Source organism: Acinetobacter sp. V104_13 (genome assembly GCF_031798995.1).
Classification (GTDB): Bacteria; Pseudomonadota; Gammaproteobacteria; order Pseudomonadales; family Moraxellaceae; genus Acinetobacter; species Acinetobacter pittii.
In genome coordinates this window covers 200426-218495 of the sequence record NZ_JAVQNP010000021.1, presented here as the reverse complement: position 1 = coordinate 218495, position 18070 = coordinate 200426, and the positions used below count along the sequence as shown (strand labels likewise).

Below are 18070 nucleotides of genomic sequence, written 5' to 3'. Positions count from 1 at the left end.
AGAGAAGTAAGGGCTAAATTATAGCTGAAATTTAGATGAAATTTTGTTTAAAGCAGGCGAACAGCGAGAGTATATTAAAACAGAGATTACCTGATAATGGGCAACCTCTGTTTCATGTATAAAAAGGATTAATCCTTTTGTACACCCCAAAGTTGATCAAGTTTCAACGGCTGGTTTTTATAGTAAGGAATGACATGAATGTGGAAATGATCTGAAGTTTTTCCAAAAACTTCACCATCATTAAAGCCAATATGAAAGCCATCTGGTTGATGACGAAGCTGGGTTTCATGACGAGCAATTTCAAGAAGTGTAAGCAAGCCTTGATGTTCTTTAGACGTAATGTCAAAAAAAGAACTAACATGGCGCAGTGGTGTTACTACACAGTGGCCTTTAGATAACGGATTAGAATCAGGCAAAATTACGGCAAATTCATTCTTATCAATGATGTCATATTCATCAAATTCGCAATACGGACATTTCTTGTCAGTCATTGTTGTATCCTCTCATGTTATTCCATTAAACCCCGAGTGCGGGAAATAAGACTAGGCTTTGCTCTAGCTCAACGGGAGTATAGTTATTGAAGTATGGTTTAAAAAATACAGTAAAAATATTGCAAAGTCATAAACATTTAAGGGAGCAAATGCAAAAAAATCATTTGCTCCAAATTTGCTTCTTTTATTTTAGCGTACGATCTAATAAAGCGTACATTTTAGCAAGGCCTTGTTTTTCCGCTTCGCTATTGTAGCCAAGGTCTACACCGTTCGCTTTAGCTCTTTCATCGGCAAGCGGGTTACTAAAGCCATGTTTAGCACCTTCTAAAACCACTACTTCATGTTTAACCTCAGCAGCTTGCATCTCTTTTTCGAAATTAGCAACATCTTCTAAGGTGACCATACTGTCTAATTCACCATGTAGAACTAAAACTTCACCTTGAATGTCGCCTTTTTGAGCAGGAGCTTTAGGCGTTAATGTGCCATGGAAAGTTGCAGTTGCTTTTAGTGGAGCACCTGAACGCGCAAGATCTAATACGACTTTACCACCATAGCAGTAACCGACAGCGGCAATTTTTTCACTGTTTACTTCCGGTTGAGCAGCTAAAGTTTGAAGCCCAGCATTGGCACGATCAGTCACCGTGTCTAACTCTTCAAATGTCTGCATCATCCATTCATAGGCTTGAGCTGCTGTTGTCGTGACTTTTTTATCACCATACATATCAATTGCAAGAGCTGCATACCCGTGTTCAGCAAGCTCACGTGCGCGTTGCTCAGTATATTCATTACGACCCCACCACTCAGGACCAATAATGATACCTGGTACTGGTTCTTCACTCTCTGGAGCCGCAAAGTAACCAATTAAATGGCTGCCATCTGGTGCAGTATATTGAATTTCACGGGTTTTAATTGCTGTACTCATGACATTAATCCTGAAATTAAACTTGGTTTAAACACGCTTGATTAAAGCATAAAAAATAAGAAGTAAAATAAAGAACTATGTAAAAAACTACATCAAAATAAAAAGATAGATATTTCTACGCAATAAAAAAGAAGGAAACCAGTTCCTTCTTTTTATATGGTGATGATTAAATTTAAGTCCGGCCTCGGGAAATGAACCCAATTACAGCTAGAATTACAGCCACAACTAATAAAATCACGGCAAAGTCTTTAGATAGTCCTGCAACACCACCAAACCCTAATAGACTGGCAATGAGTGCAATCACTGCAAAAATTATCGCCCAACGGAACATAATGCTGTCCTCCTTATTTTTCATTGTCATTTAACTATATAGTGTGTTTTTTAGCCCGAATGTGTCGTTTATGTGGTTGAAATGTATATTAAACAATCATTTTGTGATGCCAGAAATACAGCTTCTTTTTTAGTACAGGCCACTTCAATGCTATACTAATACATCGTTTTATCTCATCAGCTGTTAAAAGATTATGTCTACCGAGACCTCCCTTCGACCACTCTTCTGGAAAAATTATCCATTAGAGCAACTGACTCAACTTGAGTGGGAAGCTTTATGTGATGGTTGTGGTTTATGCTGTCTGGTCAAACTAGAAGATGAAGATACACATGAGGTGGCTTATACCAAAGTGGCTTGTAAGTTACTCGATTGTGGTACAGGGCGTTGTACGGACTACCCAAATCGTCAGCAGCAAGTACCTGATTGTTTACAATTAACGGTAGAGTCTCTAAAAACAATTCATTGGCTGCCCTCAAGCTGTGCTTATAAGCGCTTGAATGAAGGAAAAAATCTACCTTCTTGGCATTATTTAAATACGGGTTCTAGACAAAGCGTGGTTAAGGCGAAAAAGTCAGTTGCAGGACGTTGTATTTCTGAAGTTGATGTACATGAAGATGATCTTGAAGATTATGTAGTACGTTGGGTACGTTAAATAGATCTTAAAAGGCGTTGTTTGATTACAGCGTATAATAAAGTAACACTTTTATCGTAATTTTTTTGCTCATCTCCGTTATATAACAATAAAAACAAAAGGAGATAAAAATGATGAGACGATTAGCAGCCCCCTTATTATGTAGTAGCTTTTTTTTGTTAATGGCCTGTGGGTCTAATAATACCAATTCAAAAAATCCTGAACAAAATACGGCTGCAAAAGCAGATCAGTCTGTTGCTGTCAAACAAACTTATCAGGTTGAAGCAGTCGCACATTTTAATGAGCCTTGGGCTGTGACCAGTCTGCCTGATCAGCGTTTATTAGTGACTGAACGGCAAGGTAAATTAAAAATTTTTAACCCAAAAAATAAGCAAATGTTGGACGTGCAAGGTGTTCCAGCGGTGAACTATGGGGGACAGGGTGGTTTAGGAGATGTCATTTTACACCCTGACTTTGCCAAGAATCATTGGGTTTATCTCAGCTATGCGACAAAAGGGCAAGGTGGATCTGGCGCAGTGATTTCACGTGCGAAACTAGATTTATCTCATCCTAATCAGCCAAAACTCACCGAGATAAAGCAGATTTGGCAGCAAGTACCTAAAGTCTCGGGACAAGGCCATTATGGACATCGCATGCTTTTTGGTACAGATGGTAAGCTGTGGGTCAGTTCAGGTGAGCGACAAAAGTTTGATCCTGCCCAAAACATGAAAAGTAACTTGGGTAAAATCTTGCGTTTAAATGAGGATGGCACCGCGGCTGTAGGTAACCCTTTTTATAAGCAAGGCGGGGTTACTGCTGAAATATGGTCACTTGGACACCGTAACCCTTTAGGTATGGCTTTTGACCGCCAAGGACAGTTGTGGGTGGTTGAGATGGGGCCTAAAGGTGGTGATGAGCTTAATATTATTACCAAAGGTGAAAATTATGGTTATCCAATCGTTTCAAATGGAGACCACTATTCGGGCCAACCTATTCCAGATCATCACACTCGGCCAGAGTTTAAAGCACCCGAAATTGACTGGACTCCTGTTATCTCTCCATCGAGTATGATCATTTATCGCGGACAACAATTTCCTGCATGGCAAAATAAAGCCTTAATTGGCGGGTTATCTTCCGAAGCGATTATTGTGGTGGATTTAGAGCATAAACCCGTGAAAGAAGTGCAAAGATTAGATATGAAAAAACGTATTCGTGGATTGCGTGAAGCACAAGACGGCTCGATTTGGGTCATTGAAGACGGCCCAAATGCGCGTTTACTCAAGCTGAGTAAGAAACCCTCTTAATGCTAAGCAAGAGCCTGTAAATAAAGAACGTGTCTCATAGATTCAAATTGTAGATTTCTGTGAGACACAATAGACTATAGTGAAAAGACGATAAAGCCATTTGAGATGTCAGACACCCATATTCCACTTCCCGAACGCCTGCGCCCAAGAGACTTGTCTGAAATTATTGGGCAAGACCATTTATTAGGTGAACATGCGCCCTTACGTCAAATGATTGATCAGGGTCATTTGCCTTCTATTATTTTTTGGGGACCACCAGGCGTTGGTAAAACAACAATTGCTTTGCTTTTGGCTCAGGCAATAGACCGTCCATTTGTGAGCTTATCTGCGCTGAATACGGGCGTAAAAGAATTACGTGAAGTGATTGCAGAAAGTGGTGATTTACTGACACCTGTAGTTTTTATTGACGAAATCCATCGTTTTAATAAATCACAGCAAGATGCTTTATTGGGTGCAGTTGAAAAAGGCAAAATTACTTTAATTGGTGCGACCACTGAAAACCCATCTTTTGAAGTCAATAGTGCGCTTTTATCACGTTGTCAGGTCTATACCTTAAATAGTTTAGACAGTGAGGCAATTCAAACACTACTCAACAATGCACTTCAAAGCGATAAATTCTTAAAAGAACGTTATATCCATATTGAAGAATATGATGCGCTGATTCAGTTTGCAGCAGGTGATGCTCGAAAAGCGCTTAATTTACTGGACTTGATTGCAAGTACCTTTGAACCAGAAATTGAAAACACGATTACCAATGCGGTAGTAGTGAAAGTCGCTCAGCAAAATATTGCGCGTTATGACAAATCGGGCGAGCAGCATTACGACCTTGTTTCTGCCTTTATTAAATCAATTCGTGGCAGTGATCCAGATGCAACTCTATATTGGATGGCTCGTATGCTTAAAGGCGGAGAAGATCCGGTTTTTATTGCACGACGTATGCTGATTGCGGCCTCAGAAGACATCGGAAACTCCAACCCAAATGCGCTATTGCTTGCAGGTGAGTGTTTCCGCTCTGTACAAGCAGTGGGTATGCCTGAGGCTCGAATTATTCTAGGTCAAACAGCAGTTTACTTAGCAACGAGTGCAAAAAGTAATAGTACTTATTTAGCGATTAATAAGGCTCTGGAACTTGCTGAAAAAACGGCAAATTTACCTGTGCCTTTGCATTTGAGAAATGCGCCAACCAAGCTTATGAAACAGCAAGGCTATGGTATTAATTATCTCTATCCTCATGATTACCCTGAGCACTTTGTGCTGCAAGACTATTTGCCGCCTGAGTTGAAGGGAACCAAACTCTATGAGTCTGCAAGAAATAAGCGTGAGGTTGAAGGTGAGCGTTTACAGCAACGCAGATGGCAGCAGGAACAATAGTTCCTGCTTTATGCTATTCCAGCTCTTCAGTGACCTGACCATAAATCAGTAGAGTAAACACGCCTGTACCGCCAATAATATTGCCGATAGTGGTAGGGATGAGGAAAGTAAACAGATACTTGCTAATAGAAGCTTCTCCTTGCCAGACCAGATAGGACATTTCTGTAGAACCAACCACTACATGGGTAAAGTCACCCAGTCCTATCAGATACGTCATGAAAAAGATGAGCAGAAACTTATTACTGACTGAAGGCAACATCCAGACCAATGCAGCAATTAACAGCCCTGACATAATGCCTTTGAGCAGATTCTGAGTGGCAGAAAAGGAGCCCACATGATGTGCGAGTTCATCCAGTGCTTTATCAATATCTGGCGTAAACAGGTGAGTAGTTAGGAAAAATAAACTCGCCAAAGCTGTTCCAATGATGTTGCATAGAATCACAATGCCCCATAAGCGGCCCACTGCTCGTAATTTATCGAAAGTAAAGGGATTAAATAAAGGCACAACTGTGGTGATAGTATTCTCGGTAAAGAGTTGCATGTGACTCAAAATAGCGATCAAGAACCCAATGGTATAACCAACATTAGTGATTAAATCGGTCCAGACTGCATCAGCTGGGAGATAAGCAGCAATAATCGCTTTAAATACAAATGAAAAACTGATGACTAAACCCGCGGCAATCCCTGAAAAGATCAATGCAGTTGTTGGACGATCAAGCTCTTCGGCACCATCACGGCGGATAATTTCATAAACCAGACGGGGTGACAGTTTCTCATGTTCTTCGACTGCCATTTTTTCACGCCAGCTTAAAGTTTTCTCGACTTTCTTTTCCTCTATTTCATGGTCCATCAGGTTTACTCCTCACTGTATAAATATCTTATATTTATTGTTTTATTTATTGTTAAGGCAGTGTTCAGGATAAATCTAGTCTATTCATAACAGCTTTATGTGTCTTTTTATAAATTGAATGCACAATGGCTGGATCATCAATCACAAAATCAAAGAAAAGTATAAGCTCTTAAAGTACGGATGAGTGCCATATAGTCGCCTTGAGAGGCTTTAGCAATAACAGATTCAATCTCTGCCTGACTCCAGCCTTGTTTTAAGGCAGAAGTGCTAAAGTTGTTTAATAAGACCAAAGGATTTTCACCAAAATGGATTGGATGATTCATTAATCTCTTTTCAAGCTTAGATAATTCCATAGGTTCATCCGAGTTTTTAAATTTAATTATTGTGAAGTGCTTTGTGTTTTTTTAGATTTTAGTGTTTTAAACTAAGATTATGCAAGTGTTAATTTATTGAAATAGACAAATCTGTCTACATTGTTTGGGGTGCATGGCGCTGAATATAAAAAACCGGGCTTTAGCCCGGTTTTTTTATGAAGTTTTACTGATTAGATGTCAGATAAATCTACGCCTAAACGAGCAGCAACTTCTTCATAAGCTTCAACAACACCGCCTAAACCTTGACGGAAACGGTCTTTGTCGAGTTTCTTCTTAGAGTCTTTATCCCATAAACGGCAGCCGTCTGGAGAGAACTCATCACCAAGCACGATGCGGTCATGGAAAACACCGAATTCAAGCTTGAAGTCCACCAAAATCATGTTGCCTTCAGCAAATAATGCTTTTAATACATCGTTTACCTTATAAGTTAAAACTTTCATTTGTTCTAACTGTTCAGCAGTCGCCCAACCTAAAGCAATCGCTTGAGATTCGTTAACCATTGGGTCGCCTAGACCGTCATCTTTATAGAACAATTCAAATGTAGGAGGAGTTAACTCTTTACCTTCTTCTACACCTAAGCGACGGCATAGAGAACCAGCTGCGTAGTTACGAATTACACATTCAACTGGAATCATTTGAAGTTTTTTAACAAGCACTTCAGTTGGAGAAAGCAATTTTTCAAAATGCGTTTCAATACCCGCAGCAGCAAGTTTTTCCATGATGAAGGCGTTAAAACGGTTGTTCACCTTGCCTTTACGATCTAGTTGTTCGATTTTTTCGCCGTTGAACGCAGAGGCATCATCACGAAAGACTAAAATCAGATGGTCGGCATTGTCTGTTTCATATACAGATTTTGCTTTACCAGTATAGAGCAAGGTTTGTTTTAACATGAGGGAACCTTTTTAAAAAAAATGCCTAGTAAACGACTAGGCTGGCCAATTTTGGTAAATCTGGTTTAACACTTCAGCAGCCACATCTGGGCTTGCAAAAGTGTTATCTACATTAAATAGAGCAAGAGTATGACTAGAACCTACACCAGTAAGTTTAAGCACATAAGTATTGTCATTTACTTTAATCGTCGCTTGATTACTGCCTTGAGCGATGATGTTGAAATTTAAAGTACTTAACGTAGCTTTGGTGTATTGCCAGATCTCGGCTGTATTTCCATCAACTTTTAACAACGGATTTTTATTACCGTCAGTCACAAGCTGAGGACGTCCAAGCGCAGTCGTCGTTTGAGCAGAGGCATCTAGTGTCGCATTACCTTGCGTTTGTTCAGGGCGTGGCAGTGCGTAGCGGTTGCCACGCTTATTTTCAAACTTCGGTGCGTTATCGATAGCGCGCTGTTCTACAGTTGGTGCAGGATACAAAGGTGTCGCTGGTCGTACAGTTGCATCGGCAGGATACTCAAGCGGGGCAAGTTGCTTGGCATTTTTATAATCTAAAGAGTGATTATTAATTGCGAAGCGACCACAACCAGCTAAACTTAAGGCTGAAACTGCAAGGACTAAACCAAGACGTAATTGCATCATAAATTGCTCTTATTAAATAATTCCCGCATCTTTTAGGGCATTGCGGAGAGGTTCGCGATATTGCTCAGCGAGAGGAGTGAGTGGTAAGCGAATACCAGTATCAATCAGTCCCATCTCATGTAGTGCCCATTTCACAGGAATTGGGTTTGATTCGCAAAATAGAATATTGTGTAAATTTGCAATCTTATTGTTAAGCGTCTTCGCTTGTTGTTCATCTTTGGCAATCGCAACAGCACATACTTCACTCATTGCTTTAGGTGCAATATTTGCAGTAACCGAGATGTTGCCGTCAGCGCCAAGAAGCATTAGTTCCCATGCTGTTTCATCATCACCTGAGTACACAGCCATCTTGCCGTTTAACGCCTCAATTAAAGCTTTACCACGAGGTACATCACCTGTTGCATCTTTAATGCCAACAATATTCGAGATCTCTGCTAAGCGTACAGCTGTGTCGTTTGAAAGGTCTACGCCAGTACGACCAGGTACGTTATAGAGAATAAGTGGTAATTCAACAGCTTCAGCAATCGCTTTATAGTGTTGGTAAAGGCCTTCTTGGGTTGGCTTGTTATAATATGGTGTTACAAGTAAAGCAGCATCTGCGCCAAGCTCTTTAGCAGCTTTAGTTAATTCGATTGCTTCACGGGTTGAGTTTGCACCAGTACCGGCAATAATTGGAATACGTTTATTGGCTACACGAATAATTTCTTTAATAACCTGTGTGTGCTCTTCCATGCTCAATGTTGAGGCTTCGCCGGTTGTACCGACGGCTACAATACTGTTTGTACCTTGTTCTATGTGCCACTCAACCAGCTTCTCAAGACCCTTCCAATCTACACCGCCGTCTTTCAACATTGGTGTGACGATTGCGACGATTGAGCCTTGAATGGTCTGTGCTTGCTGAGTCATTTTTAAAAATATCCTATTTATCCATCCGAATCTGAGGTAAGAAAAACAAAATGTGGGATGGTTGCAGTATTTTGATTGTCCAGTTCTAACAATAACAGATTGTTGAATGACAATTATGCAAATTATGACTGATCAGACGCATAAGAACAATACGCCTAACGGATAATCGCGATGTAAACTTGAGGAAAAGATAGGATGTTTTCATTATTGCGCGCTAAGAATACCCAGTAAACATAACAATACGACTTGATTCGACGGAGCCTTACTTAATATGGGCTTTTTTTATGGCAAGATAGAATGCAATTTCCCAGTTGGGATTGAAGATGACATGAAAATGAATAAACAACCACAAAATGCGGTTTTAATCGTAGTTGATGTACAAAATGGTTTTACACCGGGTGGAAATTTAGCAGTCGCCGATGCCGATATAATTATTCCAACCATTAACCAACTTGCTGGTTGTTTTGAAAATGTCGTCCTGACTCAGGACTGGCACCCGGATAATCATATCTCTTTTGCAGCCAATCATTTGGGTAAGCAGCCATTTGAAACCATTGAACTCGACTATGGACCACAGGTGCTTTGGCCTAAGCATTGTGTACAAGGTACTCAAGATGCCGAGTTTCATCCTGATTTAAATATTCCGACAGCTCAACTGATTATTCGAAAAGGCTTTCACGCTCATATTGATAGCTACTCGGCTTTTATGGAAGCTGATCACTCTACAACGACGGGTTTAACGGGTTATCTAAAAGAGCGCGGTATTGATACGGTTTATGTGGTCGGAATTGCCACGGACTTTTGTGTAGCATGGACTGCTTTAGACGCAGTTAAGCAAGGTTTTAAAACTTTAGTGGTTGAAGATGCTTGTAAAGGGATTGATCTGAATGGTTCGTTAGAACATGCTTGGCAAACCATGCAACAACAAGGTGTTGTCCGTATTCAGTCGACTGATCTGTTGAGTAAGCGCTAAGTATATTGCTCTGGTTTTTAACTTTCATATTTTAATTTTTAGGGATAGAAAGTATGGCTGCATTCCTACGCTTTACCCAATTTATTCAAAAAACTTTTGCCCTATGGGTGATTGTTTTTGCAGCATTAGCGCTATGGCAGCCTGAACTTTTTGTCTGGCTCAAAGCATACATCCCATGGATTTTGGGCATTATTATGCTTGGTATGGGAATGACCATGACCGTCGATGACTTTAAAGGAGTATTACAAAGCCCTAAAGCGGTATTGATTGGGGTGGTAGCGCAGTTTGTCGTAATGCCTGGCTTGGCATATGTTTTATGTAAATTATTTAATTTACCGCCTGAAATTGCGGTTGGGGTCATTTTGGTGGGTTGTTGCCCAGGGGGAACGGCTTCAAATGTGATTACCTATATGGCCAAAGGCAATGTGGCTTTATCGGTAGCCTGTACATCGGTATCAACACTTTTAGCACCTGTATTAACCCCTGCGATTTTCTATCTGCTTGCCAGCCAATGGCTAAAGATTGATGCAGCTTCAATGTTTATTTCGATTTTGCAGGTGGTGCTACTACCTATTATCGTTGGTTTGATTTTAAGAACATGGCTTAAACGTCAGGTCGAATCTTATATTCAAGTGATGCCTTTAGTTTCGGTCATTGCAATTGTAGCGATTGTGGCAGCTATTATTGGTGGAAGCAAAGCAGCAATTTTACAGTCTGGTTTGCTTATTTTAGCAGTGGTGATCTTACATAATGGGCTTGGATATTTATTAGGTTTTACCGCAGCGCGTTTCTTTAAATTACCTTATGCGGACAGTAAGGCGATTGCTATTGAGGTGGGGATGCAAAACTCAGGCTTAGGTGTTGCACTTGCAGCAGTCCATTTTGCTGCTTCTCCGATTACAGCTGTACCAAGCGCAATTTTCAGTCTTTGGCATAATATTTCTGGGCCTGCGCTTGCGACTTATTGGGCAAGTAAACACAAACAAGAATAACTGTATAAACAACATTCATTAGGAAAGAAGGCCAAATGAATAGTTTGGCCTTTTCATTTAAAGCATATTTTAGGGGAGCTAAAGCTAGAACTGGTATGTCTTTTGCTTTGAATTTATGCACTAAAAATAACGTGAATATGAGTATAAATCGTAAAGAAAAATAAGGCATTTCCTTGATGAATCAGATTTTTAAATTATTTATTCCCATGCTCTCAAGCAATTTAATTCTAGTTTTAAGTGGATTGATTGATATTGCTTATGTAGGGCATTTTAGTAACGATCATGTAGCAGCATTATCGGTAACCTTATCTTTATATACAGTGATTTATGTCATTGGTATGGGAATTCTGCAAGGTGTGATGCTCAAGCTTTCAGAAGCTTATGGTTCCCATGACATACCACGCATTCGTCAAATTTTTATTCAAGGCATCTGGCTGATGTTATGTTCGGCATTGCTGAGTATTGGCTTGCTTTACTTGTTCCGCGATTTACCAAAATTATTTGGTGCATCTGAACATGTTGTGTCAATTACTAAAAACTGTATTTGGCTTTTGGTATTTATTTTACCTGCCCATTTACTGATGCGCTTATTTACAGCTTTGTCTCAGGTCACTGAAAATGCGCATAAGGTTTTACTATCAGATAGTATTTTCTTCATTCTTAAAATTATTTTGTCCTATCTTTTGATTTATGGTGTCGCTTCATTTTCAATTCCGCCACTCGGTGCGATAGGGGCTTTGTTAGCCACCCTTATTGTACGGTGGTTTATGCTGGCTATTTATTACCTGTTTTTCCTAGAGAAAGGATACATCTTTATTGAACAACCAGAGCAGTCAGTTGAAGATAGCTGCCAAAGTCTGCGTATGATTTTAAAAATAGGTATACCGACTGCGATCATGGCGTTGATGGACGTCGTTGCATTTTGTTCGGTTGCCATTCTGATTTTGCCTTTTGGGAGTGTAGTGTCAGCAGCCCATCAAATTGTCGCAAGCACTGGCGGGTTCATGTTTATTTTTCCTTCATCAATTGCCTCGGCCTATAGCATTTTGGTGTCACGATCTATGGGCAGCGGGAACATGCAAGAAGCAAACAAAATTGCCAGACAAAGTATATGGGTGATTATGGCAGTGAGTGGCAGTCTATCTCTGGGTTTATGGCTGGAGAGGGACTTAATTGTCACGTTATATTCAGACGATTTGGCCGTGCAGATTTTGGCTGCATCGTTGTTGTTGATTGTGTGTCTGTCTCACTTTCTAGATGGCTTAATGACGTTATTGACCTCTTTGCTGCGTTGTTGGGATGTGTCGATTTTACCAATGCTGATTTTCTTGGTCGTGGTGTTATGTTTCGGATTAGGCGGTGGTTGGTGGATGGCCTATAAAGGACTGCATTGGCAGGATATCTCGATTTCTGCGATGGGAATTTATGGCTTCTGGTGGATGGCTGCCATAAGTTATTTAGTGGCTTGTCTAATGAGTGCCATCTGTTTCCATTTTAGAAAACAATTAAGAGGTTTTTGATTAGGTAGATCAACACACTCTTAAAGAGGATGTTCTACTAACCAATCTTCAATCTCATTTTCAGAAATTACTTCAAAGCCATGGCGCTGCAAAAGCGCCGTGGTGATTCCAACTCCCGTAATTTTCTCACCTTGAAAAGTACCGTTATAAATTTTTTGACTACCACAAGATGGGCTATTCTCTTTTAAAACCACACAAGTTGCTTTTATTTGCTGTGCAACTTCTAGGGTGCGGTAAGCACCTTTTAAATATAACTCTGTCACATCTAAACCAGATGAATCAGTAATTCTTGCTTTGCCATCAAGCACATCTTGACCTGTTCCGCCCACAATTTCTGCGGGTAAACGGGGAGTGGTAAAACCACCTAATAGCTCTGGGCATAATGCTTGGGCTTTTTTATTGATTAATAGCTGCTTAAGTCGGGTATTTGGACAGGATTTACCATCATATCGAACAGGTTCACCAATTAAACATGCGCTGACTAAAAGCATAGTTTTCCAAACTCAAAGCAAGAGAGATTTTTGAAGATAAAGAATCATAAACAGAATATCGAATATGACAATTGATTTTAAAAACAGGCAAATTAAAAGATTACCAAAATTATGCAATTCATAATTAAGTTATGTATTGCATAATTTATTTGTTTTTAGTAGCATCTAATTCAAGGTAAATGGCCATTGGAGATCCAACAAGGATGTTGGTCTCCATAAATCTATAAATGATTTTTAGGAAAAGACGATTTTTAAGAGTTTATTGAAAAATCTCAATCGTACTTTTAGATAACAAAGGACAGTGTGTATGGAAAACAAACGCCACATGGAACGGAAATTAATCATTAAAGGCTCTACGCTCATCATATCTTCGTTTTAATGACTCGTTTTTTTCTCATAGGATGCGTTGGGTTAAGGCATTTTGACGGTTCAAATACTCACCCAATGATTACGTATTCTATAGAGAAAGGAGCTGAGTTCATCAGCAATAGAGATAAACGGAACAGGTAATCACCAGAGGGAAACTAGATGGATATTTTAGAGAACCCATTAGAATTATGCGGTTTTGCATTTATTGAGTTTGTTTCAAAAGAAAATGAATTAGATCCAATTTTTGAGACAATCGGCTTTTCAAAAGTAGCCAAGCATAAATCGAAAGAAGCGTACTTATGGCGTCAAGGAAATATCAATATTATCCTGAATTATCAGCCAGAATCTTATGCTTCATTCTTCTTTAATGAACATGGTCCATCTGCTTGTGCGATGGGTTTTAAAACACGTGATGCAGCAAAAGCTTTCCAAAAAGCGGTAGAGCTTGGTGCTGAACCAATGTATTCAAAAGTTGGGCCAATGGAGCTCAACATTCCGGCAATTAAAGGTATTGGTGGTATGCCAATCTTTTTAGTTGACCGTGATATTTATGAAAATGACTTTGTTTTCTTTGATGATGCGGAGAAACGTCCAGTAGGGGCAGGCTTAAACGAAATTGACCACCTAACTCATAACGTCTACAAAGGCCGTATGGAGTATTGGGCAAACTTCTATGAAAAAATCTTTAACTTCCAAGAAATTCGCTACTTTGATATTAAAGGTGAATATACAGGTTTAACGTCTAAAGCATTAACAGCACCAGACGGTAAGATCCGTATTCCGTTAAACGAAGATTCTGACAAAGGAAACGGCCAAATTGCAGAGTTCCTATCTGACTTTAATGGCGAAGGTATTCAGCATATCGCGTTTATTTGTGATGACTTAATCTCGACTTGGGATAAGTTAAAAGGCCTTGGTCTGAAATTTATGACACCGCCGCCAAATACGTATTATGAAATGCTAGAAGATCGTTTACCTGAGCATGGTGAACCGACTGATGAATTAAAACAGCGCGGTATTTTGCTTGATGGTAATACTAAAGACGGTCAGAAAAAGCTTTTATTGCAAATTTTCTCTGAAAACATGATTGGTCCAGTTTTCTTTGAATTTATTCAACGTAAAGATGATGATGGCTTTGGTGAAGGTAACTTCAAAGCGTTATTTGAGTCGATTGAACGTGACCAGATTCGCCGTGGTGTTTTAGAAACTAAATAAATAAGCTGAGCTTTATTCCTGATCTTAAAAAAACCAAGAGTTTGATCTCTTGGTTTTTTTATGGCTATTGATTACCGACTTTTAATATATTGATTGATGAGATTCACTTCATTTTTCAAGATTTCAATCGTTTTACTATGAGGGTCGACTGGTAAAAACATTTCGCTATCCAGTGCGACAATACAAAACTCGATGCTTTGGTTTGAATTAAACACAGGTAAACCTACCGCATTAATTCCTGTCAATAAATCGCCTTTCGCTGCCGACATTTGTTGCTGGCGAATAGTGTCTTTAAGCTCTGTAAATGCTTGCCAGTTTTGTGGTGCGATGTGCAGACCAAGTTCTTGATGCTTTTGCCATTCTGCTTCCATTAAGGGACGAACAAAATGTTCTGGAAGATAAGAAGCAAATAGACGTCCCGCAGCAGAATTGACTAAAGGCATAATCGAGCCGACTTTAGTCACAATCGAAATAGGGTGGTTTGATTCAATCGATTGAACCACGACAGGGCCTTTTGGTGACCATTTACTAATTTGTATACCGCAACCAATTTTGTTTTGTAGGTCGTAAATTAAATGCTGTACCAGCTGTAGTGTGTCGCTATGTTGAACACAGTTGAGACCTAAGCGCCATGCCTGATCACCTAAAGCATATTGCCCATCATCAAGCTGTTTTGCATATTCCATACGAATAAGGCTGACCAGATAGCGGTGAACCTTGGCAGGATGCATTTCTAGCTTGCTCGATAGATCTTTGAGAATAATAGGTTGATTGTGTTCCAAAAGGGCGTTTAGTACAGATAAACCGACTTCAAGTGATTGAACCCCCCCAGATACTTTTTCTTCAATCATTTAAATACCCTTAATAAATTTACTTCAGCTGTTAAAAAGTGACGATCAAAACATAAATTGAAATTGGCGCGTTTTACATCATGCCTGAGCCTAGTGAAAAATAGAAATCACCTTTTTCTATTAGCGAAATTGACATGTTTAATAACCAACAATTTTCTAAAATCACTATTTACTTATTTATAGCGCAATTTTCTAGAAATTTAGCGGTTTTAAATAATATAAATCGGCATTGATATAGAACTGATCTTAAAACAATTCTAATCAATGCCGATTTTTTAGTGCGCTCTTTAAAAATTAGGTTCCTAACTCTTCTTCATGTAAGAAATGAGTGTGGTGTGGAGCGCGTTTGGTTTTGCTCCATTCCTCTAACATTTCAGTTTTCATTTCTTCAGTAATTTTTGCAATTTTTTCTTCAGCATGAGCATCATTATAAGTCAGTTCTAAACGATGACCATTTGGGTCAAAGAAGTAAATTGAGTGGAAAATGCCATGGTTAGTTACACCTAAGACTTTCACGCCATTTTCTTCTAAATGTTGCTTGGCAGCCATCAACGCATTTAAGTCTTCAACTTCAAAAGCAATATGCTGTACCCATTGAGGCGTATTTTCATCTCGACCCATTTCTGGTTGAGTTGGCAATTCAAAAAATGCCAAAACGTTACCTTGACCAGCATCTAAGAATAAATGCATATATGGGTCAAAAGCTTTAGTTGACGGCACATGGTCTTCAGCAAAAGCTAAAATAAAGTCCATGTTGAGCATTTTTTTATACCACTCAACAGTTTCTTTCGCATCCTTACAACGATATGCAACGTGATGTATTTTTTTAATGGCAAATGTCATATTAAAACTCCTTTTTACTATTCCCAATCTGGTTGTTGTTCTGGCGCCGCGTTATAAAAGGCTGGGATAGACAAACAATGGTGATAAATCGATTCAATTTTTGGAAACGCAGATAAATCAATCTTGAAGCGTTTCGCGTTGTAGACCTGTGGAATCAGGCAGCAATCGGCAATTGTTGCTTGTTGTCCAAAGCAAAATTGTCCATTTGAATCTTGAAGTAGCTGTTCGAGATTTTGAAAGCCTTCAATAATCCAGTGCTGATACCAATAATTTTTTTGTTCGTCTGAAACATTTAAGTCATTTTTTAAATATTTCAGTACGCGTAAGTTATTTAATGGATGAATATCGCAAGCGATTGCTTGAGCAAAAGCACGGATTTTGGCTCTCTCTTGCACATCACTTGGAAGTAATTTGGTTTCTGGATATTGTTCATCCAGATATTCCAAAATACTTAACGATTGAGACAAGGTTAAATCGCCGTCAATTAAAGTCGGGACCAGAGCACTACGGTTTAACTTTAAATAGTCTTCGCTTTGCTGTTCGTTTTTTACTAGATGAACCGGAACAGTCTCATAAGCTAAACCTTTAATGTTCAGACCAATCCGTACTCTGTAGGCTGCAGAGCTACGAAAGTAACTATACAGCTTCATAGTCAGGCTCCGAAGTTTCTGCAAAATCGAAATTTAATGCAGGAAGGACTGTATTTCGAACTTCACCGAAGCCAATGCGAATACCATTTTTCTCACAATGACCTTTCATGATCAGGGTATCGCCGTCTTGCAAGAAACCACGAGTTTCACCATTGGCAAGTGTTAAAGGCTTGGTGGTGTTCCATGTAAGCTCAAGCAAGCTGCCATAAGAGTCAGGTGTAGAACCTGAAATGGTACCTGAACCCATTAAATCACCAACCTGAACATTACAGCCGCCAATGGTGTGGTGAGTAAGCTGTTGAGCCATAGACCAGTACATATATTTGAAATTAGTTTGGCAAATCACGTCAGCTTGTGCCGATTTCGGGCTTTGAATTTCAACACTCAAATTAATGTCATAACTATTCGCGATATTTTCTTGTAGATACGCTAAAGGTTTAGGCTCTTGTTTTGGGCCTTCCACTTTAAATGGCTCAAGTGCTTCAAGTGTGACTACCCAAGGTGAGATGGCACTAGCAAATGATTTTGAATTGAAAGGGCCTAGAGGCACATATTCCCATTGCTGGATATCGCGTGCTGACCAGTCATTGAGTAATACCATTCCAAAAATATGATCCCAAGCATTTTCAATTGAGATTGGCTGGCCAAGCTCTGTTGGTTTACCAATAACAAAGGCTGTTTCAAGTTCGAAATCGAGTTTACGCGTAGCTGAGAAAACTGGGCGCTCTTCATTTGGAAGTTTAATTTGTCCAGATGGACGTACGACTTGAGTGCCACTGACGACAACAGAACTAGCACGGCCATTGTAACCAACAGGCAATTCAGTCCAGTTTGGCAGTAAAGCATTTTTAGGGTCGCGGAACATACAGCCTACATTGGTCGCATGTTCTTTAGAAGAATAGAAATCGGTATAACCAGATACTTGAAGTGGTAAATGCAAAGTAACGCTGTCTTGCTTAACCAAAACTTCCTGACGCAATGCTTCATTTTCTTGAAGCGTTAAATTTTCAACCGAGAGAAGAGACTGTAGTGTCTTACGAACTTTTGACCAGTTGGCTTTGCCAGAATCGATAAATTTATTCAGAGTAGGCTGGTTAAAGTATGTGTCTTGTTCTGAAAGTTTTAAAAGACCGTGCTTTTCAAGAGCAGCGAGATCAATCACCCAATCACCAATAGCTACACCAACTTGACGCTCACTTTCGTTAGCTCTGCTAAAAACACCGTAAGGCAAATTATGAATAGTGAAATCTGATTGAGGTGAAACTTCAATAAAAGAGTTTAGTTTTTGTTCCATTTTCGCTTCCTTGTCTTTATCTCGGGTCTTATACAAATAAAAGTTCGGTCTAGGACTGAGCTACTCAATAAGTTTTAACCTTTGCTTAGATCATCTTTTGTCTTATGAGTTTGATATAGACCGAGCACAACCAATTGCTTCATGTCTCTATAATACTGAA

At 39.5% G+C, this 18070-nt stretch carries 20 protein-coding genes; 7 read left to right on the top strand and 13 right to left on the bottom strand.

Translation table 11 applies throughout. The annotated features are described in order from the left end of the window. Positions 1-128: 128 nt before the first annotated feature. The 3 genes from RMB06_RS06965 to RMB06_RS06955 form a co-directional block, all read right to left on the bottom strand. Positions 129-491 carry an HIT family protein gene (locus tag RMB06_RS06965; RefSeq protein WP_002119132.1) on the bottom strand — a complete coding sequence of 121 codons (363 nt, stop codon included), beginning with the start codon at positions 489-491 and terminating at the stop codon, positions 129-131. Between the two features lie 184 nt (positions 492-675). Continuing rightward, on the bottom strand, positions 676-1413 hold the full coding sequence (locus RMB06_RS06960; RefSeq protein WP_161282626.1) for a dienelactone hydrolase family protein: 738 nt from the start codon (positions 1411-1413) through the stop codon (positions 676-678). A gap of 172 nt (positions 1414-1585) precedes the next feature. Then, positions 1586-1744 carry a DUF1328 domain-containing protein gene (locus RMB06_RS06955; RefSeq protein ID WP_002053759.1) on the bottom strand — a complete coding sequence of 53 codons (159 nt, stop codon included), beginning with the start codon at positions 1742-1744 and terminating at the stop codon, positions 1586-1588. A gap of 193 nt (positions 1745-1937) precedes the next feature. On the opposite strand from RMB06_RS06955, the gene RMB06_RS06950 reads away from it, so the two are divergent. The 3 genes from RMB06_RS06950 to RMB06_RS06940 all read left to right on the top strand — a co-directional run bounded on the left by RMB06_RS06950 (position 1938) and on the right by RMB06_RS06940 (position 5050). Next, a complete protein-coding gene (locus tag RMB06_RS06950; RefSeq protein ID WP_032063516.1) occupies positions 1938-2396 on the top strand; it encodes a YcgN family cysteine cluster protein in 459 nt (152 codons plus the stop codon). A 110-nt stretch (positions 2397-2506) separates the two neighbouring features. Further along, on the top strand, positions 2507-3679 hold the full coding sequence (locus RMB06_RS06945; RefSeq protein ID WP_311078910.1) for a PQQ-dependent sugar dehydrogenase: 1173 nt from the start codon (positions 2507-2509) through the stop codon (positions 3677-3679). A 105-nt stretch (positions 3680-3784) separates the two neighbouring features. Beyond that, a complete protein-coding gene (locus RMB06_RS06940) occupies positions 3785-5050 on the top strand; it encodes a replication-associated recombination protein A (protein ID WP_017481876.1) in 1266 nt (421 codons plus the stop codon). Positions 5051-5063: 13 nt separating this feature from the next. Here the strand turns inward: RMB06_RS06940 and RMB06_RS06935 are convergent, their stop codons facing one another. From RMB06_RS06935 to dapA, 5 genes are all read right to left on the bottom strand, one after another. Next, a complete protein-coding gene (locus tag RMB06_RS06935) occupies positions 5064-5900 on the bottom strand; it encodes a formate/nitrite transporter family protein (protein ID WP_002119112.1) in 837 nt (278 codons plus the stop codon). 149 nt (positions 5901-6049) lie between these two features. Continuing rightward, positions 6050-6253 (bottom strand): hypothetical protein, encoded by a 204-nt coding sequence (locus tag RMB06_RS06930; RefSeq protein WP_002119286.1) that lies wholly within the window; start codon positions 6251-6253, stop codon positions 6050-6052. Between the two features lie 191 nt (positions 6254-6444). After that, entirely contained in the window at positions 6445-7164 is a 720-nt protein-coding gene (gene purC / locus RMB06_RS06925) for a phosphoribosylaminoimidazolesuccinocarboxamide synthase (protein ID WP_002119240.1), read from the bottom strand. Between the two features lie 36 nt (positions 7165-7200). Continuing rightward, the gene (locus RMB06_RS06920; RefSeq protein ID WP_002119179.1) at positions 7201-7803 is read right to left on the bottom strand and encodes a hypothetical protein; all 603 of its coding nucleotides are present in this window, start codon (positions 7801-7803) and stop codon (positions 7201-7203) included. A gap of 15 nt (positions 7804-7818) precedes the next feature. After that, positions 7819-8712, bottom strand: coding sequence for a 4-hydroxy-tetrahydrodipicolinate synthase (dapA, locus tag RMB06_RS06915; RefSeq protein WP_002119253.1), 894 nt, complete (start codon positions 8710-8712; stop codon positions 7819-7821). A gap of 328 nt (positions 8713-9040) precedes the next feature. Here dapA and pncA point away from each other — a divergent pair, with 328 nt between their 5' ends. The 3 genes from pncA (at position 9041) to RMB06_RS06900 (ending at position 12197) form a co-directional block, all read left to right on the top strand. Continuing rightward, the gene (gene pncA / locus RMB06_RS06910; RefSeq protein ID WP_311078905.1) at positions 9041-9685 is read left to right on the top strand and encodes a bifunctional nicotinamidase/pyrazinamidase; all 645 of its coding nucleotides are present in this window, start codon (positions 9041-9043) and stop codon (positions 9683-9685) included. Positions 9686-9738: 53 nt separating this feature from the next. Next, positions 9739-10677, top strand: coding sequence for a bile acid:sodium symporter family protein (locus tag RMB06_RS06905; protein ID WP_032006642.1), 939 nt, complete (start codon positions 9739-9741; stop codon positions 10675-10677). Positions 10678-10853: 176 nt separating this feature from the next. Continuing rightward, positions 10854-12197, top strand: coding sequence for an MATE family efflux transporter (locus RMB06_RS06900; protein WP_057090030.1), 1344 nt, complete (start codon positions 10854-10856; stop codon positions 12195-12197). 20 nt (positions 12198-12217) lie between these two features. Here RMB06_RS06900 and RMB06_RS06895 read toward each other — a convergent pair whose 3' ends face one another. After that, on the bottom strand, positions 12218-12688 hold the full coding sequence (locus tag RMB06_RS06895) for a DUF523 domain-containing protein (RefSeq protein ID WP_068929670.1): 471 nt from the start codon (positions 12686-12688) through the stop codon (positions 12218-12220). A gap of 528 nt (positions 12689-13216) precedes the next feature. On the opposite strand from RMB06_RS06895, the gene hppD reads away from it, so the two are divergent. Then, entirely contained in the window at positions 13217-14272 is a 1056-nt protein-coding gene (gene hppD, locus RMB06_RS06890) for a 4-hydroxyphenylpyruvate dioxygenase (RefSeq protein ID WP_005066617.1), read from the top strand. A gap of 71 nt (positions 14273-14343) precedes the next feature. Here the strand turns inward: hppD and RMB06_RS06885 are convergent, their stop codons facing one another. From RMB06_RS06885 to fahA, 4 genes are all read right to left on the bottom strand, one after another. Further along, entirely contained in the window at positions 14344-15123 is a 780-nt protein-coding gene (locus RMB06_RS06885) for an IclR family transcriptional regulator (protein ID WP_002119135.1), read from the bottom strand. 294 nt (positions 15124-15417) lie between these two features. After that, positions 15418-15966: a VOC family protein gene (locus RMB06_RS06880; protein WP_002119119.1), complete on the bottom strand. Its 549-nt coding sequence runs from the start codon at positions 15964-15966 to the stop codon at positions 15418-15420. Positions 15967-15983: 17 nt separating this feature from the next. Beyond that, complete coding sequence (gene maiA, locus RMB06_RS06875) at positions 15984-16616, bottom strand: maleylacetoacetate isomerase (RefSeq protein ID WP_005066626.1); 633 nt, start codon at positions 16614-16616, stop codon at positions 15984-15986. Next, positions 16603-17910, bottom strand: a complete 1308-nt coding sequence (gene fahA / locus RMB06_RS06870; protein ID WP_311078901.1) for a fumarylacetoacetase — start codon at positions 17908-17910, stop codon at positions 16603-16605. Before fahA ends, maiA begins: the two co-directional genes overlap by 14 nt. Positions 17911-18070 lie beyond the last annotated feature (160 nt).

Excerpts from the sequence above, each read along its gene's own strand:
- RMB06_RS06950 (WP_032063516.1), top strand. The coding sequence starts at position 1,938 with ATGTCTACCGAGACCTCCCTTCGACCACTCTTCTGGAAAAATTATCCA.
- dapA (WP_002119253.1), bottom strand. The coding sequence starts at position 8,712 with ATGACTCAGCAAGCACAGACCATTCAAGGCTCAATCGTCGCAATCGTC.
- RMB06_RS06960 (WP_161282626.1), bottom strand. The coding sequence starts at position 1,413 with ATGAGTACAGCAATTAAAACCCGTGAAATTCAATATACTGCACCAGAT.
- purC (WP_002119240.1), bottom strand. The coding sequence starts at position 7,164 with ATGTTAAAACAAACCTTGCTCTATACTGGTAAAGCAAAATCTGTATAT.
- RMB06_RS06945 (WP_311078910.1), top strand. The coding sequence starts at position 2,507 with ATGATGAGACGATTAGCAGCCCCCTTATTATGTAGTAGCTTTTTTTTG.
- fahA (WP_311078901.1), bottom strand. The coding sequence starts at position 17,910 with ATGGAACAAAAACTAAACTCTTTTATTGAAGTTTCACCTCAATCAGAT.
- RMB06_RS06920 (WP_002119179.1), bottom strand. The coding sequence starts at position 7,803 with ATGCAATTACGTCTTGGTTTAGTCCTTGCAGTTTCAGCCTTAAGTTTA.
- RMB06_RS06965 (WP_002119132.1), bottom strand. The coding sequence starts at position 491 with ATGACTGACAAGAAATGTCCGTATTGCGAATTTGATGAATATGACATC.
- maiA (WP_005066626.1), bottom strand. The coding sequence starts at position 16,616 with ATGAAGCTGTATAGTTACTTTCGTAGCTCTGCAGCCTACAGAGTACGG.
- hppD (WP_005066617.1), top strand. The coding sequence starts at position 13,217 with ATGGATATTTTAGAGAACCCATTAGAATTATGCGGTTTTGCATTTATT.
- RMB06_RS06895 (WP_068929670.1), bottom strand. The coding sequence starts at position 12,688 with ATGCTTTTAGTCAGCGCATGTTTAATTGGTGAACCTGTTCGATATGAT.
- RMB06_RS06940 (WP_017481876.1), top strand. The coding sequence starts at position 3,785 with ATGTCAGACACCCATATTCCACTTCCCGAACGCCTGCGCCCAAGAGAC.
- RMB06_RS06905 (WP_032006642.1), top strand. The coding sequence starts at position 9,739 with ATGGCTGCATTCCTACGCTTTACCCAATTTATTCAAAAAACTTTTGCC.
- RMB06_RS06880 (WP_002119119.1), bottom strand. The coding sequence starts at position 15,966 with ATGACATTTGCCATTAAAAAAATACATCACGTTGCATATCGTTGTAAG.
- RMB06_RS06955 (WP_002053759.1), bottom strand. The coding sequence starts at position 1,744 with ATGTTCCGTTGGGCGATAATTTTTGCAGTGATTGCACTCATTGCCAGT.
- RMB06_RS06935 (WP_002119112.1), bottom strand. The coding sequence starts at position 5,900 with ATGGACCATGAAATAGAGGAAAAGAAAGTCGAGAAAACTTTAAGCTGG.
- RMB06_RS06885 (WP_002119135.1), bottom strand. The coding sequence starts at position 15,123 with ATGATTGAAGAAAAAGTATCTGGGGGGGTTCAATCACTTGAAGTCGGT.
- RMB06_RS06930 (WP_002119286.1), bottom strand. The coding sequence starts at position 6,253 with ATGGAATTATCTAAGCTTGAAAAGAGATTAATGAATCATCCAATCCAT.
- RMB06_RS06900 (WP_057090030.1), top strand. The coding sequence starts at position 10,854 with ATGAATCAGATTTTTAAATTATTTATTCCCATGCTCTCAAGCAATTTA.
- pncA (WP_311078905.1), top strand. The coding sequence starts at position 9,041 with ATGAAAATGAATAAACAACCACAAAATGCGGTTTTAATCGTAGTTGAT.